Raw genomic sequence first — 23,720 nt, 5'->3', positions numbered from 1 at the left:
CAGGGGTTTGTTGGAGTGTCAAACGTTATCGATAACGTTTTCGCAACGGCGACGAAGGGCGCTACGATGCGAGGCATGGTGCCGAGAGTGAAGCTCGCCGATGTGGCGGAGCGCGCGGGCGTGTCGGTCGCGACCGTGTCCAAGGTCGTCAACGGGCGCTACGGCGTCTCGAAGGACACCATCGCGACGGTGCAGCAGGTGATCGACGAGCTGGGCTATGCGGGCAACCTCTCCGCCTCGTCGCTGCGGGCGCAGCAGACTCACGTGCTGGGTGTGCTCGTGGCGGATTTCGAGCCGTTTTCCGCGGAACTGCTCAAGGGTGCCGCTCGCGCGGCGCACGGCTCGGGCTACGAGGTGTTGTCGCATTCGGGAGGCGACACCCACGGGTGGGAGCGACGCTCGCTCGCGCGCCTAGGCGGCACGCTCATCGATGGCGCCGTCATCGTCACGCCCACGGTCCTCGATGCCGAGACCGTGGTGCCGATCGTCGCCGTCGACCCCCACTACGGTCCCAATCGACTTCCCACCATCGATGTCGACAACTTCGAGGGCGCCGAGCGCGCCGCCGCCTACCTGCTGGAGTTGGGCCACCGGCGCATCGCGTTCCTGGGCGGGCGCAACGAGCTGGACTCCTCGCACCTGCGGGAGGCGGGCTTCCGCCACGCGCACGCCGAGGCGGGCGTCGCGGTGGACGGTGACCTCATTCGGGAGTGCCGCTACGCCCCTGAACGGGCCGCCGAGGTCACACGCGAGCTCCTCGCGCTCGCGGACCCGCCCACCGCGATTATGGGCGCGAACGACCTCACCGCCATCGCCGCGATGGAGGTGGCGCAGGAGATGGGGCTGTCCGTGCCTGAGGACCTGTCGATCGTCGGCTTCGATGACATCCCGGAGGCCGGGCTCGCCTCGCCCGCGCTCACGACGGTGCGTCAGCCCCTCCAGGCGATGGGGGCGGCGGCCATGCGCATGTTGCTCGATCGCATCGAGGGGCGCGAGCATGCCGAGCACGTCCGCCTCGACACCGAGCTGGTGGTGCGTGCCTCGGCGGCGCCGCCCCGCCCGCCAACACTGTGAACCGGTAGCGGCGCCGACACGCCGCCGCGGATCGCGGATGCGGCGGCTGGCCCGGCGCGCCGCGCCCCGTTCTGGTTCACGCTGTCCGGTGGGAGGGGTGAAAGACTGGCCGCATGATCACCGTCTCCGTGCCTACCCAGGATGTGGCCGATGCCGTAGGCGACCTGGGGGACGACGTTCGCCTCGTCGTGTGGAACCCCGCCGACGCGGAGCCGCCCGCGGAGGCCGACGACATTCGTCTCGCGTGCGTGGGGCACCGCAGCGGCGGACGGAGGGTCTACGGGCGCCTCGCGCGGCTCCAGCGACTCGAGGTGATCCAGATCGCCTCGGCGGGGTTCGAACACGCGCTGCCATTCGTGCCCGAGGGTGTGGCGCTCGCCAACGCGCGAGGCGTCCACGACACGCGCACCGCCGAGATGGCGCTCACCCTCACTCTTGCCAGCCAGCGCGGCCTGCCGCAGTTCCTCGACGCGCAGCGTCGAGGCCGGTGGGAGCCGTGGGAGACGGCGCCGTCGCTCGCGGACAAGCGCGTGCTGATCGTGGGATACGGGTCCATCGGCGCGGCCATCGGCGCCCGTATGCGTGCCTGTGAGGCCCGCGTCGAGGGGGTGGCTCGCTCGGCGCGCACCGCCCCGGACGGCACCACCGTGCACGCCATCGGCGACATCCGAGGCCTGCTGCCCGAGGTTGACATCGTCGTCCTGGTCACCCCGCACGACGACTCCACCGACAAGCTCGTCGACGCTGACTTCCTGGCGGCCATGGGTGACGGCGCGCTGCTCGTGAACGTGGGACGCGGTCCTGTGGTCGACACCGACGCATTGCTGGCGGAGCTCACCTCTGGACGCCTGCGCGCCGCGCTCGACGTCACCGACCCCGAGCCGCTGCCCGACGACCACCCGCTCTTTTTCGCCCCCGGATGCATCGTGGTCCCGCACATCGCGGGCTTCGCTCAGCTCACCGACAGGCGCTACGTGGATCTGGTGCGCCGCCAGGTCGAGGCGCTGCGTGCGGGTGACGAACCCGTCAATCGCGTCGCCTAGGCAGCCGCGCCGCAGGCGCGGCTATGCACGCGAGATGGCCGGGGCATCGGTCCCGTCGAGCACGATGTCCCGTCCCGCACCTTCGCGCCACGCGATCCAGGTGCGGACGATGTCGTCGATGGTGTCGCGCCGGTCCTCGGCCTCCGCGATCGAGATCAGGCGCATCACGCGGCCGCCGCGCGGCGCGGGCTCGAGTCCCTCGAAGGCGACGGGCAGCAAGCCCGCCTTGTGAAAGACGAGCACGGCCTCCATGGATCCCTTGGGGTAGAACGACGCGATGTCGCCGCGGTACGAGAACGTCGGCGTGGACCACTTGATCGACTCGCTCACGCGGTCGTCGGAGGCAAGGAGAATCCATCTGAGGTGCTGTACGACGTCCTTCATGGGGTTGTCGTAGCGCCCCATCCAGAGGTCGACCTCGGCGTCGCGCATAGGTCGAACGTACTCCTGGCCAGGGCCGATGGCTAGGACCGGGCCGCTTTGGCCGCCTGATAGAGGTCCAGGGTGACGCGTCGTTCCTCCTTGTGGTCCACGAGCGGCGCCGGGTACTCCGGGGTGTCGAGCTCGGGGACCCACCGCTCGACGTAACGGCGCTGGGGGTCGAACTTGTCCGCCTGCGTGTCCGGGTTAAAGATGCGGAAGAACGGGCTCGCGTCCCGCCCCGTGCCCGCCACCCACTGCCAGTTGAGCTGGTTCTGGGCGTGGTCGTAGTCGACGAGCGCCCGCCGGAAGTGGTCCGCGCCGCGTTGCCACGGAACCCTCAGGTCCTTGACCAAAAAACTCGCGACGACCATGCGCACGCGGTTGTGCATCCATCCGGTCTGGGCCAGCTGGCGCATGCCCGCGTCCACGAGCGGGAAGCCCGTGCGGCCGTCCCGCCACGCCATGAACGCGTGGTCGCCGTCGCGCCCGGTGAGCCAGTCGCGTTCGCGGAGTACGGGGGTGAGGGACTCGCGCCGCGCCGAGGGATGGTGGAAAAGCACGTCGGCGTGGAACTCGCGCCACGCGATCTCGGACTCGAAGACGCGCGCCGCATCCATGCGTCGCTTCGCGGTGAGGGCGAGCACCGTGCGCGGGTGCACCTGGCCGAAGGCGAGCGCGGTGGACAGGTGGCTCGTGGAGTCCAGGTCCGGGCGGTCGCGCTCCGCGGCGTAGCGCTCCAGGTCGGTGGCAACGAAGTCCTCGAGCGCTGCGAGCACGCGGTCCTCGCGGAACTCGTGCGGCTCGAGGAGGGGGTCCGAGGCGTCGCCATGGGCGGCGCGCTGGTCCAGGTCGATGTCGTCCTCATGCGGCTTCAGGGCGCTGAGACGACCCGGATCGATGGCCGATGCCGGGGCCCGCCACCCATGGTCGCGCCACGCGTCCCGAAAAGGCGTGAAGACCTTGTACGGGTCGCCGTCGGCCTTGGTGACGCGGCCGGGCGCGACGGCGTAGGGCGACCCCACGAACCGCAGCTCGCGGCCGTCCGCCTCGAGCGCGTCGGCTACCGCTTGCTGCTCGGCCATGCCGGCGGGGGAGTACTCGCGCGCGGCAAAGACAACCCCCGCGTGGGCCTCGCGCGCCGCGCGGGCAACCACGACATCGGCCTCACCCTGACGGACCGCGACGGCACCGTCGGTCGCGTCGCGCAGTGACCACAGCACGCGAGCCAGGTGCGCGCTGCGTCGACCCGACCACAGCGAAATGCGGGGCGTCCAGGCGAAGACGGCCGCGGCATCGGCCTGAGACTGTGCCTCGACGGCCGCAGGATTGTCGGACAGGCGCAGGTCCCGTCTGGCCCACCACAGGGCGCTCATGCGGGAGAGTGGGGGGAGAGGGCGGGGCGTGTCATGCCTGGTGAAACGGCAACGGCCGCCCGGGTGTTCCCGGACGGCCGTTGCTGGTCGCGAGTCGCGGCGGGTGAGCCGCGCTCGCTGGAGCGGACGGCCCCGGGGAGGGGGTAAGCGAGGCCGCGCTCACATGCGGGGGGACTTACGCGGAGACGCGCGCGAACTGGTTGACGTGCGCGACGGCGGCGTTGACGAAGTTGCTCAGCACGGCGCGGGCAGCGTCATCCTGGAGCGAGCCGTCGGCGCCGAAGGCGTCCGCGCGGTAGTGGAAGAAGGTCTCGGGCTGGCCCATGGTGGGGGCGTCATAGTGGCCGAGGATCGCGCGCAGGTGCTGCTGAGCGGCGGCGGTACCCGACGGGCCGATCGAGGCACCCATGATCGCGACGGGCTTGCCGGCGAAGGCGCCCTCGCCCCACGGACGGGCGGCCCAGTCCAGCGCGTTCTTCAGGACGCCGGGGATGGAGCGCGAGTACTCGGGGGTGACGATGATGACGCCGTCGACGTCGGCGATGGACTGCTTCCAGTCGAGGGCGACCTGCGGGTAGTTGGCGTCGAGTCCGTAGTCGTAGAAGGGGAGGTCCTTGTACTCGAGGAACGTGAACTCGACGTCCTCGTCGGCGACGAGGTGGGGCAGGACGGAAGCGACCTGACGGTTGATGGAGCCTTCGGCGATGGAGCCGACGATGATGCCGATGCGAGTCATGGCAGTACCTTTCGTTGAGGAGAGGGTGAGGGTTTGCCGTCGGCTTCACTGGCGACGCCATGGACAACAATACGTGATACCTCAACTATTCCGCACGCATGCAAATTCGACCGCTGGTTGGCATGTGCGAGAACACAGAAAAGCGGCGCGGCTCCCGATGGAAGCCGCGCCGCCCTGGCTGCAGGTGTGTCTATCGCGTGGGCACGCCCACAGAGGGGCTGACGGGACCCGGCGCGGCGCGCAAGACCTCGGTGACCGGATCGATGGTGTCGATCGGCATGGTCTCGGCATTGAGGACGGCAGGGTCCGTGGTGACGGGGCTCGCATGCGCAGGGACGGGCGTGGTGGTCGGGGTGGCGGCGGACGTGACCGGCGAGACGGGAGTCTCGCCCGTCGCGGCCTCGCGGGCTCGGCGCTGGTGTGCGGCGACGCCCGCGGCGGCCGACATCAGGCGGCGCGCCTCGACCACGAGGTCCTCGTCGAGAGGCGTACCGTCCTCGGCGAAGGTCTCGGGGGCGGCGAACAGCACGACCTCGGGCTGGGCGCGCAAGACCGCGCCGTCGTCGGTCAGGACGGTGCGAAGGTGCTGGATCGAGGCGAATCGGGGGAGGCTGCCAAGGCTGACGCCCGCGATCGCGGTCGGCATGCCCTTGAGTGCGTTTGGCGCGGTGGCACCGCCGGCCCAGTCGATGGCGTTCTTCAGGGCGCCGGGGATGGAGCGCTCAATGGTGGGGGTGATGACGACCAGGCCGTCGATCTCGGCCAGGGAGCGCTTCCAGGCAAGCGCATCGGCCGGCGCGGGGACGTCGGCGTACGGGGCGTGCTGTGGCAGCGAGCGCGGGTCCAACTCGACGACGGTCACCCCCTCGGGCGCGGCGTCGATGAGGAGGCGGGTGAGGTGGCGCTGAGTGCGGGCCAGAGGCAGTGAGCCAATCAAGAGGCCGAGCGTCGTCACGAGGGGTCCCTTCCCGGGGCCGGCCGCCCCGGCTGGGCGGCGATTGACGTCTCTAACGTCGGTTCGCCCTGGGCGTATTCCCGCGCGATGCCGCGCCGTTACGACAGGTGCCGCTCCGCCCAGATGTCGGCGGCGTCGCGCAGCAGTACTGCCGCGCCGGGGGCGACCTCGTCGTAGTTGCGGCGAAAGCGCTCGTCGTCCACGTACATCTGCGTGATGCCGCGGTAGCTCTCGGCCGTGGGGGTCCAGAACAGCGACAGCCACGCGTGGTGCTGCGTGACAATTGCCTGGACCTCGTCCGAGTCGGGCGCGAAGCCCACCCGGATCGCCGCGCCCAGCGCCTCGACGACCTCGCGGTGGGAGTCGAGGTGGCGCTGCTGCCCCTCTTTGCCCAGCGCCTTCCACTGCGCGTTCGAGCGGTCCACGGCGTCGTCGCCCCAGCGCTCGCGGGCCTCGGGCTCGTATTTGTGGTGCTTGAAGCCGTCGAGCATCTCTTCGTTGGACATGGTGTGTCCTTTCTCCAATGAGTCGATGGTGCTCGCGACGGTGGCCGCGAGCCGTGCGAAGCGGTCGCGCTCGGCCGTGAGCGCGCCCAGGTGGTCGCGCAGGGTGGCGATGGTGACGGCCGGGTCGTCGGCGTCGACGATGCGCGCGATTTCGCTCAGCGGCGTGCCGAGCTCGCGGAGCACCAGGATGTGTTGCAGCCGCAGCACCTCATCGCGGCCGTAGTGGCGGCGCCCGTCGTTGCCCGTGTGTGCGGGGCTGAGCAGCCCGATCGCGTCGTAGTGGCGAAGGGTGCGGCTGGTGACGCCGCTGAGGCGCGCCAGCTTCGCGATATCCAGGGTGTCGGGGGCCGATGCCGTGGCGGGTGTCGTACGCATGCCGCCCAGCGTAGAAGTTGACGCGGCGTCAAGCGCAACCCGGAATTTGGGGCGACCATCGCATCGGCCATCCGGACGGTCATAGACTCGCCCCCATGACGACGCCGGACATCAAGCCCCGTTCACGACAGGTCACCGACGGCATTGAGGCCACGGCCTCGCGCGGCATGCTCCGCGCGGTCGGGCTCGGTGACGAGGACTTCGCGAAGCCGCAGGTCGGCATCGCGAGCTCGTGGAACGAGATCACCCCCTGCAACCTGTCGCTCCAGCGCCTCGCGCAGGCGTCCAAGAACGGCGTGCACGCCGGCGGCGGCTACCCGCTCGAGTTCGGCACCATCTCGGTATCCGACGGCATCTCGATGGGCCACGAGGGCATGCACTTCTCGCTCGTGTCGCGCGACGTCATCGCCGACTCGGTCGAGACGGTGATGATGGCCGAGCGCCTCGACGGCTCCGTCCTTTTGGCAGGCTGCGACAAGTCCCTTCCCGGCATGCTGATGGCGGCCGCGCGCCTGGACCTTGCCTCGGTGTTCCTGTACGCCGGCTCGATCATGCCCGGTCACGTGACCTTGTCCGACGGCACCGAGAAGGACGTCACCGTTATTGACGCGTTTGAGGCCGTGGGCGCCTGCCAGCGCGGGCTCATGTCCGAGGAGGACCGCCTCGCGATTGAGAAGGCGATCTGCCCCGGCGAGGGCGCGTGCGGCGGCATGTACACCGCCAACACCATGGCGTCCGTGGGTGAGGCGCTGGGCATGTCGCTGCCCGGCTCGGCCGCGCCGCCGAGCGCCGACCGCCGTCGCGACTACTACGCGCTGAAGTCCGGCGAGGCCGTCGTCAACATGCTGCGCAAGGGAATCACTGCTCGTCAGATCATGACGAAGGAGGCGTTCGAGAACGCCATCGCCGTGGTCATGGCCTTCGGCGGCTCCACCAACGCGGTGCTGCACCTGCTCGCGATCGCCAACGAGGCCGAGGTCGACCTCACGCTCGACGACTTCTCGCGTGTGGCCGACCGCACGCCTCACTTGGGCGACCTCAAGCCCTTCGGCCGCTTCGTGATGAACGACGTCGACCGCGTGGGCGGCGTGCCCGCCGTCATGAAGTCGCTGCTCGACGAGGGCCTCATGCACGGCGACACCATGACGGTGACCGGCAAGACGCTGGGGGAGAACCTCGAGGAGCTCAACCCCAAGAAGATCGACGGTCGCGTCATCCGCAACCTCAACAACCCGATCCACAAGACCGGCGGCATCACCATCCTCAAGGGCTCGCTCGCCCCCGAGGGAGCCGTGGTGAAGTCCGCGGGCTTCGACAACGACGTATTCGAGGGCGCCGCCCGCGTGTTCGACCGCGAGCGCGCCGCTCTCGATGCACTCGCGGACGGCACCATCACCGCCGGCGACGTCGTCGTGATCCGCTACGAGGGACCCAAGGGTGGCCCCGGCATGCGCGAGATGCTGGCCATCACCGGCGCAATCAAGGGCGCGGGCCTGGGCAAGGACGTGCTGCTCGTCACCGACGGCCGCTTCTCCGGCGGCACGACTGGCCTGTGCGTGGGCCACATGGCCCCCGAGGCCGTCGACGGCGGCCCGGTGGCCTTCGTCAAGGACGGCGACAAGATCCGCCTCGACGTGAAGAACAAGACGCTGGACCTGCTGGTGTCCGACGAGGAGCTGGAGCAGCGCAAGGACGGCTGGGAGCCGCTGCCCCCCGTCTACACGCGCGGCGTTCTCGCCAAGTACGCGAAGCTCGTGCAGTCCGCGTCGACGGGTGCGGTGCTGCGCTAAAGCCTCGCCGTGCTGGGCCGCGCGCCCGCGGTGCCGGCGCCCCATGGGACGCTCACCGTCGCTCTGAGCACATTCGTGCGTCCTATGGGACAACCACCGTTCGACCCCGTCACTCGCGTGGCGGGGTCGAGGTGTTTCCCGGAGCGTAGGCTCGTCTCATCGGGTGTCGACCGCCATGCGTGAGGTTGCCCGGGCTCGGCAACGGTGAGCGTCCCATAGGGAGCACTCATCTCGCGGGAACGACGGTGGTTGTCCCATAGGGCGCCGGGGCATGCGAGGGCGAGGAGTGTCTCATTATTCAAGATCGTGAACCACTATGTGAGATTGCTGTCCCAGATGGTGACACGCGGCCGAAACCGGGCGTAGGCTCCTTCGCATGCAGACGATTCTCGTAGTTACCGGGCGCGCGGACATCTAGTCCAAGCCCAGGCAACGTCCGCGCGCATACCCCGACAGCCACCAGGCCAAGGGGTTTTTTCATGCGAGGCGGATGCGAGAGCCGCCTCACGATCAACGAAGAAACGGGAGAGAAGATGGCACAGGTCAAGGCCCCCAAGCCTTCGGCACTGGCGACGCCGCACCCCGCGCGCACCGCGCCGGCTGCGACGGCCGCACCCGCCGGCCAGGAGATGACGGGCGCGCAGGCGGTCGTGAAAAGCCTCGAACTGGCTGGCGCGACGGACGTCTTCGGTCTTCCCGGCGGCACCATCCTGCCCACCTACGACCCGCTGATGGACTCGACGCAGCTGCGCCACATCCTGGTGCGCCACGAGCAGGGCGCGGGTCACGCGGCCGAGGGCTACGCCCATGCCACCGGCCGCCCCGGCGTCTGCATCGCGACCTCGGGCCCCGGCGCCACCAACCTGGTGACGCCCATCGCCGACGCGAACATGGACTCGATCCCGCTGGTGGCCATCACCGGCCAGGTGGGCGCCAGCATGATCGGCACGGACGCCTTCCAGGAGGCGGACATCGTGGGCATCACACAGCCCATCACCAAGCACAACGTGCTGGTGACCGACCCCAACGAGATCCCGAAGGCGATCGCGGAGGCGTTCTACATCGCCACCCACGGCCGCCCGGGCCCCGTGCTGGTCGACATCGCGAAGTCCGCGCAGCAGGAGACGATGAACTTCGTCTGGCCCGAGCGCATCGACCTGCCCGGCTTCAACTCGGGCGCGCGCCCGCACGCGAAGACTGTGCAGGAGGCCGCCCGCCTGCTCGCCACCGCCCGCCGCCCTGTGCTGTACGTGGGAGGCGGCGTGATCCGCTCGGGAGCGAGCGCTGGCCTGCGCAAGCTGACAGACCTGTCCGGCGCGGCCGTCGTGACGACCCTGATGGCCCGCGGCGCGCTGCCCGACTCGCACCCTCAGCACCTGGGCATGCCCGGCATGCACGGCACCGTGGCCGCGGTGGCCGCCCTGCAGAAGGCGGACCTGGTGGTCGCCCTGGGCGCCCGCTTCGACGACCGCGTGACCGGCAAGCTCGAGAGCTTCGCCCCCCACGCGACCATCGTGCACGCCGACATCGACCCCGCGGAGATTGGCAAGAACCGCGCTGTGGACGTGCCGATCGTGGGCGACCTGAAGGATGTCTTCGAGGCGCTGGTCCCGGCCCTGGCCGCCGAGCACCAGCAGCACGGCAGGCCCGACCTCGAGGCCTGGTGGGCGCAGCTGGACGACTGGCGCAGCACGTACGGCCTGGGCTACACGCCCACCGACGACGGCCTGTCGAGCCCCCAACACGTGATCCAGCGCCTGGGAGAAATCTCGGGTCCCGAGACCATCTTCACCGCCGGCGTGGGCCAGCACCAAATGTGGGCGAGCCAGTTCATCAAGTACGAGCGCCCCAACTCGTGGATCAACTCCGGCGGCCTGGGAACCATGGGATTCTCGGTGCCCGCGGCCATGGGTGCGAAGGTGGGCGACCCCGACCGCACCGTATGGGCGATCGATGGCGACGGCTGCTTCCAGATGACCAACCAGGAGCTGGTCACCTGCGCGATCAACGAGATCCCCATCAAGGTGGCGATCGTGAACAACTCGTCGCTGGGCATGGTGCGCCAGTGGCAGACCCTGTTTTACGACAAGCGCTACTCGAACACCGACCTGCACACCGGTCACGGCACCAAGCGCATTCCCGACTTCGTGAAGCTCGCGGAGGCCATGGGCTGCGCCGGGCTGCGCTGTGAGTCGGATGCCGACGTGGACGCCACCATCAAGCGCGCCATGGAGATCAACGACCAGCCCGTGGTCGTCGACTTCACGGTGTCGCGCGACGCGATGGTGTGGCCCATGGTTGCGGCCGGCACCAGCAACGACGAGATCCAGTACGCCCGCGGCATCGCCCCCGAGTGGGACCGCGGCGAGGAGGAGTAAAGATGACCACCCACACCCTCTCGGTGCTCGTCGAGAACAAGCCGGGCGTACTCGCGCGCGTCTCGGGCCTGTTCAGCCGTCGCGCCTTCAACATCAAGTCCCTTGCGGTGGGCGAGACGGAGTACCCCGAGATCTCCCGCATCACGGTGGTCGTCGATGTCGACGAGCTGCCGCTTGAGCAGGTCACTAAGCAGCTCAACAAGCTGGTGCACGTGCTCAAGATCGTGGAGCTCGAGCCCGACAAGTCGGTGCAGCGCGACCTGTTGCTGATCAAGGTCCGTGCCGATGCGCGCCAGCGTGCCGACGTCCTCCAGATCGTCGACCTCTTCCGCGCCCACGTGGTCGATGTCGCGACCGACTCGCTCGTCATCGAGGCCGTCGGCAGCCGCGAGAAGCTCGAGGCGCTGCTTGCGGCGCTCAAGCCGCACGACATCCGCGAGATCGTCCAGTCGGGCACCGTCGCCATCGGCCGCGGCCCCCGCTCCATTACGGAACGCGCCTTCGAGCGCGTGTCCGCGTAAGACCCACAAGTCGGCCGATGCATCGGCCACCGTTCGTACCCCGCATTCCCTATCTGTAAGGAGACACGCCAGCATGGCTGAGATGTTCTACGACGACGACGCCAACCTCGAGCTCATTCAGGGCAAGAAGGTTGCGATCGTCGGCTACGGGTCGCAGGGCCACGCCCACGCCCAGAACCTGCGCGACTCGGGTGTCGAGGTCCGCGTGGCGCTGCGCGAGGGCTCCAAGTCGGTCGCGAAGGCCGAGAACGACGGCTTCACCGTGAACTCGGTCGCCGACGCCGCCGCGTGGGCCGACGTCATCATGATCCTCGCGCCGGACCAGCACCAGCGCACCATCTACAACGACGAGATCAAGCCGAACCTCGCCGAGGGCAAGACCCTCGCGTTCGCGCACGGCTTCAACATCCGCTTTGGCTACATCGACGCCCCCGAGGGCGTGGACGTCATCCTCATCGCCCCCAAGGCTCCCGGCCACACCGTGCGCCGCGAGTACGTCGCGGGTCGTGGCATCCCGGACATCATCGCCGTGGAGCGCGACGCCTCGGGCCAGGCCTGGGAGCTCGCGAAGTCCTACGCCAAGGGCATCGGCGGCACCCGCGCCGGCGTCATCAAGACCACCTTCACCGAGGAGACCGAGACCGACCTGTTCGGCGAGCAGGCGGTCCTCTGCGGCGGCACCTCGCAGCTCGTCCAGTACGGCTTCGAGACCCTGACCGAGGCCGGCTACCAGCCCGAGATCGCCTACTTCGAGGTGCTCCACGAGCTCAAGCTCATCGTCGACCTCATGTGGGAGGGCGGCATCACCAAGCAGCGCTGGTCCGTGTCCGACACGGCCGAGTACGGCGACTACGTTTCCGGCCCGCGCGTCATCACCCCGGAGGTGAAGGAGAACATGAAGGCCGTGCTCGCCGACATCCAGTCCGGCGCGTTTGCCAAGCGCTTCATCGACGACCAGGACAACGGCGCCAAGGAGTTCCAGGAGCTGCGCGCCAAGGGCGAGGGTCACCCCATCGAGGAGACCGGCCGCGAGCTGCGCAAGCTGTTCGCCTGGAAGGACGACGTGGACGCCGACTACGTGGACGGTCAGACGGCCCGATGACGCAGGCGTACAAGCTCGCCGTCGTCGCCGGCGACGGGATCGGCCCCGAGGTCGTCGCGGAGGGGCTCAAGTGCCTCGCCGCCGCGACCGAGGGCACCGACATCACCTTCGAGACGACCGACTTCAACCTGGGCGCTCAGCGCTGGCACGCCACCGGTGACACGCTCACGGACGAGGACCTGGACGCGATCAAGGGCCACGACGTCATCCTGCTGGGCGCCATCGGCGACCCGTCGGTGCCGTCCGGTGTGCTCGAGCGCGGCGTGCTGTTGCCGCTGCGCTTCGCGCTCGACCAGTACGTGAACCTGCGTCCGTCGCGCCTGTACCCGGGTGAGGTGTCGCCGCTGCGCGACGTCGAGTCCGTGGACTTCGTGGTGGTCCGTGAGGGCACCGAGGGTCCGTACGTCGGTAACGGCGGCGCGCTGCGCGTGGGCACGCCCCACGAGATTGCGACCGAGGTCTCCGTGAACACCCGTCACGGTGTGGAGCGTGTTGTTCGCTACGCGTTCGAGGTGGCCGCGAAGCGCGAGCGCAAGCAGCTGACCCTGGTGCACAAGCACAACGTGCTCGTCCACGCCGGTCACCTGTGGCGCCGCACCGTCGAGGAGGTGGCTCCGGAGTTCCCCGACGTCACCTGGGACTACCTGCACATCGACGCCGCGACCATCGTCATGACGACCAACCCCGGTCGCTTCGACGTGATCGTGACCGACAACCTGTTCGGCGACATCCTTACCGACCAGGCGGCGGCCATCTCCGGCGGCATTGGCCTCGCGGCCTCGGGCAACGTCAACCCCGACAAGACCGCTCCGTCAATGTTCGAGCCCGTGCACGGCTCGGCGCCCGACATCGCCGGCCAGGGCATCGCGGATCCGTCCGCCACCGTCCTGTCGGTCGGGCTCATGCTCGACTTCTTGGGCTACCCGGAGCTCGCGGCGAAGGTGGAGGAAGCCGTCGCGGCCGACGCCGCCGCCAAGGGCGATGCCCAGCGCACCACCGCTCAGATCGGCGACGCGCTCGCCGCTCGTATCCGCGGATAGTCTGACCGGCCGATGCTGTGGCTGGCTCGCGTAGCCGGCCACAGCATCGGCCATCCTCACCCCAATCTGCTGGCGGGACATGAGTGTCAGTTTCGGCCCGAAATCGACACTCATGTCCCGCCAGAGACGACTCGAAAGGCCCTGACGTGACCGAGACCGCCGCACCGTCCTCCGCGGGAGCCTTCGAGGTTCGCCCCAACGCGCACGCGCTCACCCCCGAGGCTCGCGCGGGGGCGCTGAAGGACTTGGCGTTCGGCGTCCAGTTCACCGACCACATGGCGCGCATGCAGTTCCGCGACGACGCGTGGCACGACCGCCGCGTCGAGGCCTACGGCCCGCTGCAGATGGACCCTGCGGCAGCGGTGCTGCACTACGCGCAGGAGATCTTCGAGGGCCTCAAGGCCTACCGCTGGGCCGACGGCTCCATCCACCTGTTCCGCCCCGAGGCCAACGCGGAGCGCTTCCGCAAGTCCGCGTACCGCCTGGCCCTGCCCGATATTGAGGTCGACGACTTCATCGGCGCGATCGAGGCCCTCATCGACATGGACCACGAGTGGGTGCCCGGCGTCGAGGAGTCGAGCCTGTACCTGCGCCCCTTCATGTTCGCTTCCGAGGCGTTCCTGGGCGTGCGTCCGGCCAGAACCGTCGACTTCCTCGTCATCGCCTCGCCCGTGGGTGCGTATTTCCCCGGGGGCGTGAAGCCCGTGTCGATCTGGGTCGCACAGGGATTTCACCGCGCGGGCCCCGGCGGCACCGGCGACGCCAAGTGCGGCGGCAACTACGCGGCCTCTTTGCTGCCGCAACAGCAGGCCTACGCCCACGGCTGCCAGCAGGTGCTGTTCCTCGACGCCAAGGACGACCGCTACCTGGAAGAGCTGGGTGGCATGAACGTCTACATCGTGCGCCGCGACGGCACCGTCGAGACCCCGCGCCTCACCGGCACCATCCTCGAGGGCATCACGCGCTTTTCCGTGAACCAGCTGCTCGAGGACGACAACCGCAAGGTCATCGAGAAGGACATCACGCTCGACGAGGTGCGCTCCGGCCTCGAGTCCGGTGACATTGCCGAGATCTTCGCGTGCGGCACCGCAGCCGTCGTCACCCCCGTGGGTCGCCTCGCCTCGCCCGACTTCGACCTCGCGGTGGGCGGGGGAGAGCCTGGCGAGGTCACCATGGCCATCCGCAAGCGCCTCACCGACATCCAGTACGGCCGCGCCGAGGACGTCTACGGCTGGATGCGTCGGGTCCGTTAGTTCGGCAAGGCCGCCCCAAAATCATCCTCAGGTAGGACCTACGTCGCCGTAAGTTACGCAGGCGTAAGTTAGGCTGAAGCATGGCTCAGAACGAGATGATCGCCCCCGGTCTCGCGACCGTCGACGACCGCTTTCACCTGTCTGCGATGCTCGCCGCACGCGCGACCGCGAACCCCGCCGGCGCTTTCGCCGAAGTGAAGGATGTGGAGGGCGTCTGGCAGCCCGTGACGCTCGCTCAGTTCCACGAGCGCGTGCGCGCCGTGGCCAAGGGCCTCGTCGCCGCGGGTGTGAAGCCGGGGGACCGCGTGGGCCTCATGGGCGACACGAGCCTGGAGTGGTCCGTCATGGACTTCGCGATCCTCACCGCGGGCGCCGTGACGGTGCCGTTCTACCCGTCCTCGTCGGCCTCGCAGTGCGAGTGGGCCATCGGCGATGCAGGCATCTCCGTCGTCGCCGTCGAGTCGCAGGCCAATCAGGATATGCTCGCCGACCTCGAGGACGCCCCGCAGATTCTGCCGCTCACGGCCGCCGGGCTCGACGCCCTCGTCGCCTCGGGCGCCGCCGTCACCGACGCCGACCTCGACGCGCGCACCGCAGACGTTCGCCTCGACGACCTCGCGTCGATCATCTACACGTCCGGCACCACGGGCCGCCCCAAGGGCGCGATGCTCACGCACCGCAACCTCGTCGAGCACTCGGCGAACATCGAGCTGGACCCCAGCTTCGGTGGGTTCGTGCAGGGCAAGACGCGCGTGCTGCTGTTCCTGCCGCTGGCGCACGTGTTCGCGCGCCTCGCGATGGTGCTCGCGCTGTACAGCGGATCGGTGATTGGCTTCACGCCCAACCACAAGACGCTCGTGGACGACCTCGCGAACTTCAAGCCCACCTGGATGCCCCTGGTGCCGCGCGTGTTCGAGACCATCTACAACCGCGCCGACACCTCCATGCACGGCATCAAGAAGGTGCTGTTCCGCTGGTCGGCCAAGGTCGCTCGCGAGATGTCTCGCGCGCAGGAGGCCGGCGGTCCCTCGGCCTCGCTCAAGGCCCGCTACGCCGTCGCCGACAAGCTCGTCCTAGGCAAGATCCGCGCGCTCCTCGGTGGCAACCTCGAGTACGTGCTGGCCGGTGGAGCGAAACTCACCCCGAACATCGGCCACTACTTCCGTGGCCTGGGCCTCACGGTGATGCAGGGCTACGGCCTCACCGAGACCACCGCCGCCGTCATCGGCACGCCGCTGGACGACCAGGTCATGGGCTCCGTGGGCCGCCCCATCGCCGGCTGCGCCATCCGCGTGGACGCCGACGGCGAGATCCTCGCCAAGGGTGTCGGCCTGTTTTCGGGGTATTGGAATGCGGCCGATGCGACGGTACAGGTCATGCACGACGGCTGGTTCTCGACGGGAGACCTGGGCGAGATCGTCGACGGCAACGTCGTGATCACCGGTCGCAAGAAGGAAATCCTGGTGCTGTCCTCGGGCAAGAACATCCAGCCTGCGGTGCTCGAGGATCAGCTGCGCTCGCACCCCGCCATCCAGGATTCGGTGGTGCTCGGCGACGGCCGCCACTTCGTCTCGGCGATGGTGACGCTCGACCCGGTGCTGCTGCCCGCGTGGCTTGCCGCCCACGACCTTCCCGAGATGGACCTCGAGACGGCGTCCGTCAACGAGAAGGTGCGCGAGCTCATCGGCCGCGCCGTCGCGGCCGCCAACACCCAGGTGTCGAAGGCCGAGGCGATCAAGGAGTTCCGCATCCTGCCGCGCGAGTTCACGGAGGCGCGCGAGGAGGTCACCGCGTCGCTCAAGATCCGCCGCGCCGTCGTGATGGAGCACTTCTCCGACGTGATCGAGCAGATCTACTCGAAGAAGAAGAAACAGGCCTGACCCTCCGCGCGTTGGCACACACATGAAGACGATCGTCATCACCGGAGCCAGCGACGGCATCGGCGCCGCGGCAGCCAAGGAATTAGTGCGGCGCAAGCACCGCGTGGTCATCGTCGGGCGCGACCCCGACAAGACCGCCGCGGTCGCCGATCGGCTGGGCATCGAGCACCATGTCGCCGATTTTGCCGACCTCGCACAGGTGCGCGCTCTCGCCGCCACGCTACGCGAGCGGCACGACACCATCGACGTGCTCGCCAACAACGCCGGCGGCGTCATGGGGGAGCGGGCGCTTACGGTCGACGGCTTCGAGCGGACATTCCAGGTCAACCACCTGGCGCCCTTCCTCCTGACGCACGAACTTCTCCCCGTTCTGCGCGACAGCCGAGCCACCGTCATCCAGACGTCGTCGCTCGCCGCGCGCCTGTACGCGAAATTCGATATCGCCGACCTCCAGGGCGAGTTCTCGTTTGACCCGATGGCGGCGTACGGCAACGCCAAGCTCGCCAACATCCTGTTCACGGAGGAGCTGCAGCGCCGTCACGGCGACGCGCTCAGCGCGGTGTCGTTCCACCCCGGAGTGGTGGGCACCAACTTTGCGGCAGACTCGCGCGGGGCGATCCGGTTCCTGTATCACGGCCCCCTCAAGCGCCTGCTGACGCGCACCCCCGACAAGGGCGCCGACCAGCTCATCTGGCTCGCCACAGCAACCCCCGGTTCCGGCTTCGAGCCCGGTGCGTTCTACATCGACCGGAAGGTCGCGGCGAAGGTCAATCCGCTCGTCGGTGACGCGGTCACTGCGCTCGAACTGTGGGAGCGCTCGGCCGCCATGGTGAGCATCGACGCATAACTACCAGGCATTTCTACCGGGTGGAATAAAGTGCCGGGGATCCGTGGTTGAATCACACCATGAACGCCCCCCTCATCAACACGCTGTCCATGCCCGCGCTCCGCGCGATGTGCATGCCGTGTTGTCGCGGCGTCTCCATGTGCTCCTGCTGACCGGTTCTGACCACCTGAACCACCTCGTCAGCCGAGCCCGGCCCGTGCGGCGATCGTCGCATCGGCCCGCCGTCCGTTGACGGCACCGGCAGTTGCCTCACGGCGCAGCCACCCCTGACATCTCGTCACCGCGCCTCGGGCGCACCCCCTTGCACCGGCGCTGCGGACGCCCCGCCGCGCCATGTTCTCGAAAGGCATCACCCATGAATCTCCGTCTCGCTCTTCCCGCCGTCGTGCTCGGTTCGACCCTCGCGCTCGCGGCCTGCTCGACGGACGCGGACAGCGACGCCGCCGCATCGGCCACCGGCACCGACAGCGCCACCGACACCTCGCTCACGGACGTCGAGGACGCCGGCGTGCTGATCGTGGGCACCGAGGGCACCTACCGTCCCTTCACCTTCCACGCCGACGGCACCGGCGACCTCACCGGCTACGACGTCGAGGTGGCCCGCGCGGTCGCCGAGCAGCTGGGCGTCGAGGTCGAGTTCGAGGAGACCCAGTGGGACGCGCTGCTCACGGGACTCGAGGCCGGCCGCTTCGACGCGGTCTTCAACCAGGTGGGCATCACGCCCGAGCGCGAGGAGGTCTACACGTTCTCCACGCCGTACACCTACTCGAACGGCGTGCTCGTGACGACCGAGGACAACACCGACATCGCATCCTTCGACGACCTCGAGGGCCGCACACTCGCCCAGTCGCTCACCTCCGCCTTCGGCCAGCAGGCCAAGAACGCCGGCGCCAACATCGAGGCCGTCGAGGGCTGGGCCCAGTCGGTCGAGCTGCTCCAGCAGGGGCGCGTGGAGGCCACCATCAACGACAAGCTGACGTGGCTCGACTACGCGAACACCAACGGCGAGAACGGTCTCAAGGTCGCCGCGGAAACCGACGACTACTCGCAGAGCGCCGTGGCGCTCGCCGGCGGTGACCAGGCCCTCGCCGACGCGATTTCCGAGGCGCTCGGCACGCTCGCCGAGGACGGCACCCTCGCGGAGATCTCGAACGAGTTCTTCGGTGACGACGTCTCGGTGGAACCCGCCGCGTAATGGATATCGACTGGCCCCTGTTCTGGGATTCGCTGGGCCCGCTCGCGCTCGCGGCGGTCGCCGGCACCATTCCCCTCGCGCTTGCATCGTTTGCGCTGGGGATGGTGCTCGCGGTCGCCGCGGCGCTCGCGCGCCTGTCGCGCAACCGACTTCTCGCCGGGATTGCGCGGCTGTACATCTCGGTGATCCGCGGCACTCCTCTGTTGGTGCAGCTGTTCGTGGTGTTCTACGGGTTGCCGTCGCTGGGGCTCACGATCGATCCGTGGCCGTCGGCCATCATCGCGCTGTCGCTCAACGTGGGCGGCTACGCGGCCGAGGTGGTGCGCGCTGCGATCCTGTCCGTGGACAAGGGCCAGTGGGAGGCCGCCTACATGGCGGGCATGTCCCGCCGCACGGCCCTGACGCGGGTCATCCTGCCGCAGGCCGCACGGGTCGCGGTGCCGCCGCTGTCCAACACCTTCATCTCGCTGGTGAAGGACACGTCGCTCACGTCGCTGATCCTCGTGAGCGAGATGTTCCGCAAGGCGCAGGAGATCGCCGCCTTCACCCAGGAGTTCATGCTCCTGTATGTCGAGGCCGGCCTGGTCTACTGGGTCGTGTGCCTCGCGCTGTCCGCCGGACAGAACGCCCTCGAAAGGAGGCTCGACCGCCATGTCGCCGTCGCCCGCTGAGTTGCCCGCCGAGCCCTTGCTGACCGTCTCCGCCGTCTCCAGGTCGTTCGGGGACCACCAGGTGCTGCGTGCCGTCGACCTCTCGGTCGCGAGGGGTGAGGTGGTCGCCATCATCGGCGCCTCCGGCTCCGGCAAGACCACGCTGCTGCGCAGCCTCAACGGTCTCGAGACGCCCGATGCCGGCGTGGTCTCGATCGGCGAGGTCGCCGTGGACTTCGGTGTGCTGGGTGCGGCGAAGCCGGCCGCCGCCGAGCGTCAGCGTGCCGCCCTGCGCGATCGCTCCGCGATGGTTTTCCAGCACTATCACCTGTTCCCTCACCGCACGGTGCTGCAGAACATCACCGAGGGCCCCATCGTGGTGCAGAAGCGGCCGCGCGAGGAGGCCGAGCGTGAGGCCCTCGAGTTGCTCAAGCGCGTGGGGCTGGCCGACCGCGCCGACGCGTACCCGCATGAGCTCTCGGGTGGTCAGCAGCAGCGCGTGGGCATCGTGCGCGCGCTCGCGCTGAAGCCCGAGCTGCTCCTGTTCGACGAGCCCACCTCCGCCTTGGACCCCGAGCTCGTGGGCGAGGTCCTGCTCCTCATGCGCGACCTCGCCGCCGAGGGCTGGACCATGGTCGTCGTCACGCATGAGCTGCAGTTCGCGCGCGAGGTCGCCACCCAGGTGGCCTTCCTCGACGCTGGCAGTGTGCTCGAGATCGGTCCGCCCGCGCAGGTGCTCGGGGAGCCGCGCGAGGAGCGCACGCGCCAATTTGTGCGCCGCCTCACTCACCCGCTGTAACCGCCGCGCCCCACCCGCTCGGCCCCCACACCCCATGGGACGCTCACCGTCGCTCTCAGCAGATTCGTGCGTCCCATGGGACCTCCACCGTCGTTGGCGTCAGGAATCCTCACCGCACGCCGCGCGTTTCCTGCGTGAAGCCAACGAAGGAGTGACGATGCAGGTGAAGGATCTGTCCCTGACCAGCCCCGATATCACCGATGGTGAGCGCGTGCCCGACGCCTTCGCAGGCGAGGACGCCACCACTCCGCCGCAGTTCGTGGTGAGCGGCATCCCCGAGGGTGCCGTCGAACTCGCACTGATCTGCCACGACCCCGACGCCCCCATGCCTCCCGGCTTCACGCACTGGACGCTGTATGGCATCCCGGCGGTCGAGGGCGAGATCGACGTCACCGCCGCCCGCTCGGGCCCCAACGACACCGGCGGCAGCGGCTACGTGGGCCCCTTCCCGCCCGCCGGTCACGGCACCCACCACTACTACTTCTGGGTCTACGCCCTGTCCGAGCCCGTCGACGGCACCCCGTCGCGCGCGGGCTTCCTCCACCACAGCGCCGATGCCGTCATCGAGCAGGCGCGTCTGGTCGCCACCTTCTCGGCGTAGGGAACGCGCATGGCTCGGGTGAAGGACAGGGCCCGCTACGAGGCCGCCGAGGCCGCGATGTGGGCGAGCCACGGAGTCGACACGGTCGAGCACCGGGTGCTGGCGCCCGGCGGCGGCGAGGTCCGGGCGCTGACCACCGGCGCGGGCCACGACGTGGTGTTCGTGCACGGCACGCCCTCGGCAGGTGGCATGTTCGCGCCGCTCGTAGGCGCACTGAGGGGCGTGCGTTCCATCGTTGTCGACCGGCCTGGCTGCGGCTCAAGCGACGTCATGGCGGGCGACCTCAGCCAGCCTCAGACGCTTCGCGCCGCCGCCAGCGGCTTCCTCGCCGCCGTCATCGAGGACCTTGCCACCGCGCCCGTCGACCTCGTCGCGAGTTCCGCCGGCGCGATGCCCGCGCTGCTGCTCGCGGGCGAGCGTCCCGACCTCGTGCGCTCTGTCGTGCTCGAGGGTGCGCCCGCCGTGCGCGGCATGCGTCTGCCCTGGCACATGAGGGCGGCGACCCTCGGTGCCGTGTCGAGCGCGGTCTCTCGCTTCCCGGTCGGGGAGCGGGAGATACGGAAGTCCTTGGCAAGCATCGGCCATCGACACACCGTGAAGCGCGGCGGACTGAGTGACGAGGACTTCGCCTGGCGCGTGGCGCTGGCCCGCGACACCGACACCTACGCCAACGACCTGGAGCTGCTGCGCTCCGTCGCCGGCTGGTCCGGCATCCGCGCAGGCTGGGGCGTGGGACGGGCGGACGTCGCCCGTCTCCAGGCGCCGTCACTGTGGGTGCTCGGCAGTTCCGATCCCTTCGCCCGCGAGGCTGAGTTCCGGCGGTGGGCCGCAGCAGCCCCGGTGAGCGAGGTCCGCGTGCGCGACGGCGAGGGGCACATGCCCTGGATCGACGCGCCCGAGGAGCATGCTCGGATGCTGGAGCGGTGGTGGGCGACCGTGCCGGTCGTGGTGGGCGGTGCCCGCACAACTGTGCGCGATTCCGTGGCATAGTCCCAGGTTCCTCCCAGGTTCTGGGAGGAATCTTGTTCTCATGAGGCGCCCGTGCGGGTGCCAGAGAGGGAGCATGATGCGTGGAATCGAAGTGACGAGTTCGTTGGCCCCGACCATCTGGGCGGGCGTGTTCTGGCTGCTCGGAGCGGCCGTTATTGGAGCGTTCATCTACCTGAGCGTCCGCCTGCTCGCGGACAACCGTCCGTCGCAGGCGGTGCAGCCCGTTCCGACGGCCGATGCCGTGGCCGGCCAGGCGCCCGCCGCGCCCGAGGCGTCGCTCGAGAACGCGACACCCAAGCAGATCCTCGACGAGCGCCTGGCACGCGGGGACATCGACCTCGAGGAGTACCAGGCCCGGCTCGCCGCCATGGGACATGCTTGAGTGGCGAGCCACACAGGGCCGTCCGCGCGTGGCGCGGGCGGCCCTGTTTTCTTGTGCTCGCCCGCCTAGGTCGTGACGTCGTAGATCAGCGTGACCTGACCCGTGGCGAGGGGAGTGGCAGACCTCAGCGTGAGCGGCATCGGCCGGTAGTCGAGGTCCCACACGGGGATGCCTTGGCCGATCGCGACCGGTGCGACGCGGAGGCGCACCTCGTCGACCTTGCCGGCCTCGATCAGCGTACTCGCGAGTTGCAGGCTTCCCCACAGGATGATGTCGCGGTCGTAGGTCTGCTTGAGGCGATCAGCAGTTGCTGCGGGTTCGCCAGCCTCGACGGTGGCGGGGGCGCGGTCGCCCCACGGTGCCTCGGGCAGTGTCTGGGATACGACGTGCTTGGGGAGCCTGTTGATGGGTTCGGCGAGCGGGTCGTCGACGGCTGTCGGCCAGTACGAGATGAAGAGCCGGTAGGTAGTGGCGCCCAGCAGGATGGCGTCAGTGTTCTCGAGTTCGGCGAGGGCCTGGTCGACCATGGGGCCGGGCTCCGAGACGGAACCGTCAACCCAGCCGAGCTCGCCGTTCGGACCCGCGGCGAAGCCGTCCGCGGTGACGTGCTGTTCCACGATGAGGCGGCCCATGCTTGGCAGGCTACGTCGGGCGCGGCGGTTGTGCGCGGCGTATGGCGTGGTCGCCCGGAGCGTGACAGGCTGGACGCTCTAGACGGCGCACGACAAAAGGGACGTGATGAACGGGACACGCCGGGACCTCGAGGTGATCCTCCTGGTCATCGCAATTGCCGCGGCAGGCGCCTCGTTGTTGCTGCAGATGTGGTGGACGCTCGCTGGTGTGGTGATGGTCGCCGGATCGACGGCGTGGAGGCTGTGGACCACGCGACATGTCTCGCAGGGGTGACGTGCGGTGACGGCGTGGCGCGAGTGGTGGCAGGTCGGCGGGCTGTGGCGTGCTCTTCTCGCCGCCATCGCATATTGGCTGGTCTTCCGGGGGATCGGGTGGCTTGTCACGACCATGGGGGTCGAGAAGTCGCGTGCCGACCCGCTGGGCGGCGCACGGTACGTGGTGCTCGACCTCGCACTTCCCGTGGCGATCATGGGCGTCGTCACGCTCGTGTTCGTCCGTTCTCTCGGCTGGGGCCGCGAGATCTTTGGCGTGCAGCCACTCGGCGTCAGGCGTGGCCAGTGGGTCGGGCTCGTGCTGGTGGCAGTCGTGCTGGTAGCGCGCTTTGCCGTCGTGGACTACAGCCTCATGAACCCGAGAGTGGTCGGGGCTCTCGCGGTGTACGCGATGTGCGTCGGGTTTGCGGAGGGTCTTGTCTTTCGTGGCATCGTTGTTGCCTGCCTGCGCCGCGGCGGGGATCGTGAACGCGACGTCGCGTGGGGAAGCGCCGCCATCTTTGCCCTGGTTCACGTGGGAAACGTGGTCGGCGTCGACGGGTTGGAGCCCATCGACGGGCTCGGCGTGATCGGCCAGGTGATCTTCGCGTTCGGCGCCGGGGTGGTGCTGTTCGTCGCCATGGTCACCACGAGGCTCATCATCTGGTCGATGGTGCTTCATGCCGGAATCGACCTCGCAGGGTTTCTCGTGGCGGCCCAGGCCGACGTGGCATTCGAAATGGATGGTGCACCTGTGATCTTGATGCTTGCCTTCGGGTTCCTGATCCCGGTGCTTGGGGTAGTTCTGCTCTTTCTCGTCGATGGGCGGGTAGGGCGCGAGCGGTACGGGTTGCCTGCTCTCACGTCGGCAATTCCTCGTTGACGGCTGTCGAGCCGCCACAGACGCTGCCCTCGAAGTCGAC

The 23,720-nt window shown here is 69.0% G+C and carries 24 protein-coding genes; 18 read left to right on the top strand and 6 right to left on the bottom strand.

All coding sequences use genetic code 11. The features are described 5' to 3' along the window. The first annotated feature begins 75 nt into the window (after positions 1-75). Entirely contained in the window at positions 76-1,074 is a 999-nt protein-coding gene (locus B7K24_RS10150; protein ID WP_084130215.1) for a LacI family DNA-binding transcriptional regulator, read from the top strand. 113 nt (positions 1,075-1,187) lie between these two features. Continuing rightward, complete coding sequence (locus tag B7K24_RS10145; protein WP_084130214.1) at positions 1,188-2,117, top strand: 2-hydroxyacid dehydrogenase; 930 nt, start codon at positions 1,188-1,190, stop codon at positions 2,115-2,117. A 21-nt stretch (positions 2,118-2,138) separates the two neighbouring features. Here B7K24_RS10145 and B7K24_RS10140 read toward each other — a convergent pair whose 3' ends face one another. The 5 genes from B7K24_RS10140 to B7K24_RS10120 form a co-directional block, all read right to left on the bottom strand. Beyond that, positions 2,139-2,549, bottom strand: a complete 411-nt coding sequence (locus tag B7K24_RS10140) for a DUF1801 domain-containing protein (RefSeq protein ID WP_084130213.1) — start codon at positions 2,547-2,549, stop codon at positions 2,139-2,141. Between the two features lie 32 nt (positions 2,550-2,581). Beyond that, on the bottom strand, positions 2,582-3,913 hold the full coding sequence (locus tag B7K24_RS10135; protein ID WP_084130212.1) for a deoxyribodipyrimidine photo-lyase: 1,332 nt from the start codon (positions 3,911-3,913) through the stop codon (positions 2,582-2,584). 175 nt (positions 3,914-4,088) lie between these two features. Continuing rightward, positions 4,089-4,649, bottom strand: a complete 561-nt coding sequence (locus B7K24_RS10130; protein ID WP_084130211.1) for an NADPH-dependent FMN reductase — start codon at positions 4,647-4,649, stop codon at positions 4,089-4,091. A 190-nt stretch (positions 4,650-4,839) separates the two neighbouring features. After that, a complete protein-coding gene (locus B7K24_RS10125; RefSeq protein ID WP_159449217.1) occupies positions 4,840-5,604 on the bottom strand; it encodes an NADPH-dependent FMN reductase in 765 nt (254 codons plus the stop codon). A 98-nt stretch (positions 5,605-5,702) separates the two neighbouring features. After that, positions 5,703-6,485: a MerR family transcriptional regulator gene (locus B7K24_RS10120; RefSeq protein ID WP_084130209.1), complete on the bottom strand. Its 783-nt coding sequence runs from the start codon at positions 6,483-6,485 to the stop codon at positions 5,703-5,705. A gap of 95 nt (positions 6,486-6,580) precedes the next feature. On the opposite strand from B7K24_RS10120, the gene ilvD reads away from it, so the two are divergent. The 14 genes from ilvD (at position 6,581) to B7K24_RS10050 (ending at position 21,913) form a co-directional block, all read left to right on the top strand. Further along, positions 6,581-8,275: a dihydroxy-acid dehydratase gene (gene ilvD, locus B7K24_RS10115; RefSeq protein ID WP_084130208.1), complete on the top strand. Its 1,695-nt coding sequence runs from the start codon at positions 6,581-6,583 to the stop codon at positions 8,273-8,275. A 533-nt stretch (positions 8,276-8,808) separates the two neighbouring features. Beyond that, positions 8,809-10,653 carry an acetolactate synthase large subunit gene (locus B7K24_RS10110; RefSeq protein ID WP_200808330.1) on the top strand — a complete coding sequence of 615 codons (1,845 nt, stop codon included), beginning with the start codon at positions 8,809-8,811 and terminating at the stop codon, positions 10,651-10,653. A 2-nt stretch (positions 10,654-10,655) separates the two neighbouring features. After that, entirely contained in the window at positions 10,656-11,174 is a 519-nt protein-coding gene (gene ilvN / locus B7K24_RS10105; protein WP_084102532.1) for an acetolactate synthase small subunit, read from the top strand. A gap of 73 nt (positions 11,175-11,247) precedes the next feature. Beyond that, on the top strand, positions 11,248-12,276 hold the full coding sequence (ilvC, locus tag B7K24_RS10100) for a ketol-acid reductoisomerase (protein WP_084130206.1): 1,029 nt from the start codon (positions 11,248-11,250) through the stop codon (positions 12,274-12,276). After that, a complete protein-coding gene (locus B7K24_RS10095; protein WP_084130205.1) occupies positions 12,273-13,316 on the top strand; it encodes a 3-isopropylmalate dehydrogenase in 1,044 nt (347 codons plus the stop codon). The genes ilvC and B7K24_RS10095 overlap by 4 nt, the downstream gene beginning before the upstream one ends. A 146-nt stretch (positions 13,317-13,462) precedes the next feature. Continuing rightward, positions 13,463-14,569 carry a branched-chain amino acid aminotransferase gene (locus tag B7K24_RS10090; RefSeq protein ID WP_084130204.1) on the top strand — a complete coding sequence of 369 codons (1,107 nt, stop codon included), beginning with the start codon at positions 13,463-13,465 and terminating at the stop codon, positions 14,567-14,569. A gap of 80 nt (positions 14,570-14,649) precedes the next feature. Beyond that, the gene (locus B7K24_RS10085) at positions 14,650-16,449 is read left to right on the top strand and encodes a long-chain fatty acid--CoA ligase (RefSeq protein ID WP_084130203.1); all 1,800 of its coding nucleotides are present in this window, start codon (positions 14,650-14,652) and stop codon (positions 16,447-16,449) included. Between the two features lie 22 nt (positions 16,450-16,471). Continuing rightward, positions 16,472-17,296, top strand: coding sequence for an SDR family NAD(P)-dependent oxidoreductase (locus tag B7K24_RS10080; RefSeq protein WP_084130202.1), 825 nt, complete (start codon positions 16,472-16,474; stop codon positions 17,294-17,296). Between the two features lie 355 nt (positions 17,297-17,651). Beyond that, entirely contained in the window at positions 17,652-18,491 is an 840-nt protein-coding gene (locus B7K24_RS10075; protein ID WP_084130201.1) for an amino acid ABC transporter substrate-binding protein, read from the top strand. Beyond that, positions 18,491-19,162 (top strand): amino acid ABC transporter permease, encoded by a 672-nt coding sequence (locus B7K24_RS10070; RefSeq protein WP_200808324.1) that lies wholly within the window; start codon positions 18,491-18,493, stop codon positions 19,160-19,162. Before B7K24_RS10075 ends, B7K24_RS10070 begins: the two co-directional genes overlap by 1 nt. Continuing rightward, positions 19,143-19,940, top strand: a complete 798-nt coding sequence (locus tag B7K24_RS10065; RefSeq protein ID WP_084130200.1) for an amino acid ABC transporter ATP-binding protein — start codon at positions 19,143-19,145, stop codon at positions 19,938-19,940. Before B7K24_RS10070 ends, B7K24_RS10065 begins: the two co-directional genes overlap by 20 nt. Positions 19,941-20,097: 157 nt before the next feature. Continuing rightward, positions 20,098-20,541 (top strand): YbhB/YbcL family Raf kinase inhibitor-like protein, encoded by a 444-nt coding sequence (locus B7K24_RS10060; protein ID WP_234986665.1) that lies wholly within the window; start codon positions 20,098-20,100, stop codon positions 20,539-20,541. 9 nt (positions 20,542-20,550) lie between these two features. Beyond that, complete coding sequence (locus B7K24_RS10055) at positions 20,551-21,531, top strand: alpha/beta fold hydrolase (protein ID WP_084130198.1); 981 nt, start codon at positions 20,551-20,553, stop codon at positions 21,529-21,531. A 76-nt stretch (positions 21,532-21,607) separates the two neighbouring features. Beyond that, on the top strand, positions 21,608-21,913 hold the full coding sequence (locus tag B7K24_RS10050) for an SHOCT domain-containing protein (protein ID WP_200808323.1): 306 nt from the start codon (positions 21,608-21,610) through the stop codon (positions 21,911-21,913). Between the two features lie 65 nt (positions 21,914-21,978). Here B7K24_RS10050 and B7K24_RS10045 read toward each other — a convergent pair whose 3' ends face one another. Next, positions 21,979-22,545: a dihydrofolate reductase family protein gene (locus B7K24_RS10045; protein WP_084130196.1), complete on the bottom strand. Its 567-nt coding sequence runs from the start codon at positions 22,543-22,545 to the stop codon at positions 21,979-21,981. A 106-nt stretch (positions 22,546-22,651) separates the two neighbouring features. Here B7K24_RS10045 and B7K24_RS13470 point away from each other — a divergent pair, with 106 nt between their 5' ends. Together B7K24_RS13470 and B7K24_RS10040 are read left to right on the top strand one after the other, a co-directional pair. Beyond that, complete coding sequence (locus B7K24_RS13470) at positions 22,652-22,819, top strand: hypothetical protein (protein WP_159449216.1); 168 nt, start codon at positions 22,652-22,654, stop codon at positions 22,817-22,819. A gap of 6 nt (positions 22,820-22,825) precedes the next feature. Next, positions 22,826-23,680 carry a CPBP family intramembrane glutamic endopeptidase gene (locus tag B7K24_RS10040; RefSeq protein ID WP_084130195.1) on the top strand — a complete coding sequence of 285 codons (855 nt, stop codon included), beginning with the start codon at positions 22,826-22,828 and terminating at the stop codon, positions 23,678-23,680. The last annotated feature ends 40 nt before the right edge of the window (positions 23,681-23,720 follow it).

Origin of the sequence: Demequina sp. NBRC 110055 (assembly GCF_002090135.1) — a bacterium.
Classification (GTDB): domain Bacteria; phylum Actinomycetota; class Actinomycetes; order Actinomycetales; family Demequinaceae; genus Demequina.
The sequence above is the reverse complement of the archived record's forward strand: the minus strand, read 5'-3'. Positions and strand labels throughout refer to the sequence as shown.

What these genes read in the sequence shown, in the direction of transcription:
- B7K24_RS10150 (WP_084130215.1), top strand. Translation starts at nt 76, where the DNA reads ATGGTGCCGAGAGTGAAGCTCGCCGATGTGGCGGAGCGCGCGGGCGTG.
- B7K24_RS10145 (WP_084130214.1), top strand. Translation starts at nt 1,188, where the DNA reads ATGATCACCGTCTCCGTGCCTACCCAGGATGTGGCCGATGCCGTAGGC.
- B7K24_RS10140 (WP_084130213.1), bottom strand. Translation starts at nt 2,549, where the DNA reads ATGCGCGACGCCGAGGTCGACCTCTGGATGGGGCGCTACGACAACCCC.
- B7K24_RS10135 (WP_084130212.1), bottom strand. Translation starts at nt 3,913, where the DNA reads ATGAGCGCCCTGTGGTGGGCCAGACGGGACCTGCGCCTGTCCGACAAT.
- B7K24_RS10130 (WP_084130211.1), bottom strand. Translation starts at nt 4,649, where the DNA reads ATGACTCGCATCGGCATCATCGTCGGCTCCATCGCCGAAGGCTCCATC.
- B7K24_RS10120 (WP_084130209.1), bottom strand. Translation starts at nt 6,485, where the DNA reads ATGCGTACGACACCCGCCACGGCATCGGCCCCCGACACCCTGGATATC.
- ilvD (WP_084130208.1), top strand. Translation starts at nt 6,581, where the DNA reads ATGACGACGCCGGACATCAAGCCCCGTTCACGACAGGTCACCGACGGC.
- B7K24_RS10110 (WP_200808330.1), top strand. Translation starts at nt 8,809, where the DNA reads ATGGCACAGGTCAAGGCCCCCAAGCCTTCGGCACTGGCGACGCCGCAC.
- ilvN (WP_084102532.1), top strand. Translation starts at nt 10,656, where the DNA reads ATGACCACCCACACCCTCTCGGTGCTCGTCGAGAACAAGCCGGGCGTA.
- ilvC (WP_084130206.1), top strand. Translation starts at nt 11,248, where the DNA reads ATGGCTGAGATGTTCTACGACGACGACGCCAACCTCGAGCTCATTCAG.
- B7K24_RS10095 (WP_084130205.1), top strand. Translation starts at nt 12,273, where the DNA reads ATGACGCAGGCGTACAAGCTCGCCGTCGTCGCCGGCGACGGGATCGGC.
- B7K24_RS10085 (WP_084130203.1), top strand. Translation starts at nt 14,650, where the DNA reads ATGGCTCAGAACGAGATGATCGCCCCCGGTCTCGCGACCGTCGACGAC.
- B7K24_RS10080 (WP_084130202.1), top strand. Translation starts at nt 16,472, where the DNA reads ATGAAGACGATCGTCATCACCGGAGCCAGCGACGGCATCGGCGCCGCG.
- B7K24_RS10075 (WP_084130201.1), top strand. Translation starts at nt 17,652, where the DNA reads ATGAATCTCCGTCTCGCTCTTCCCGCCGTCGTGCTCGGTTCGACCCTC.
- B7K24_RS10070 (WP_200808324.1), top strand. Translation starts at nt 18,491, where the DNA reads ATGGATATCGACTGGCCCCTGTTCTGGGATTCGCTGGGCCCGCTCGCG.
- B7K24_RS10065 (WP_084130200.1), top strand. Translation starts at nt 19,143, where the DNA reads ATGTCGCCGTCGCCCGCTGAGTTGCCCGCCGAGCCCTTGCTGACCGTC.
- B7K24_RS10060 (WP_234986665.1), top strand. Translation starts at nt 20,098, where the DNA reads ATGCAGGTGAAGGATCTGTCCCTGACCAGCCCCGATATCACCGATGGT.
- B7K24_RS10055 (WP_084130198.1), top strand. Translation starts at nt 20,551, where the DNA reads ATGGCTCGGGTGAAGGACAGGGCCCGCTACGAGGCCGCCGAGGCCGCG.
- B7K24_RS10050 (WP_200808323.1), top strand. Translation starts at nt 21,608, where the DNA reads ATGCGTGGAATCGAAGTGACGAGTTCGTTGGCCCCGACCATCTGGGCG.
- B7K24_RS10045 (WP_084130196.1), bottom strand. Translation starts at nt 22,545, where the DNA reads ATGGGCCGCCTCATCGTGGAACAGCACGTCACCGCGGACGGCTTCGCC.
- B7K24_RS13470 (WP_159449216.1), top strand. Translation starts at nt 22,652, where the DNA reads ATGAACGGGACACGCCGGGACCTCGAGGTGATCCTCCTGGTCATCGCA.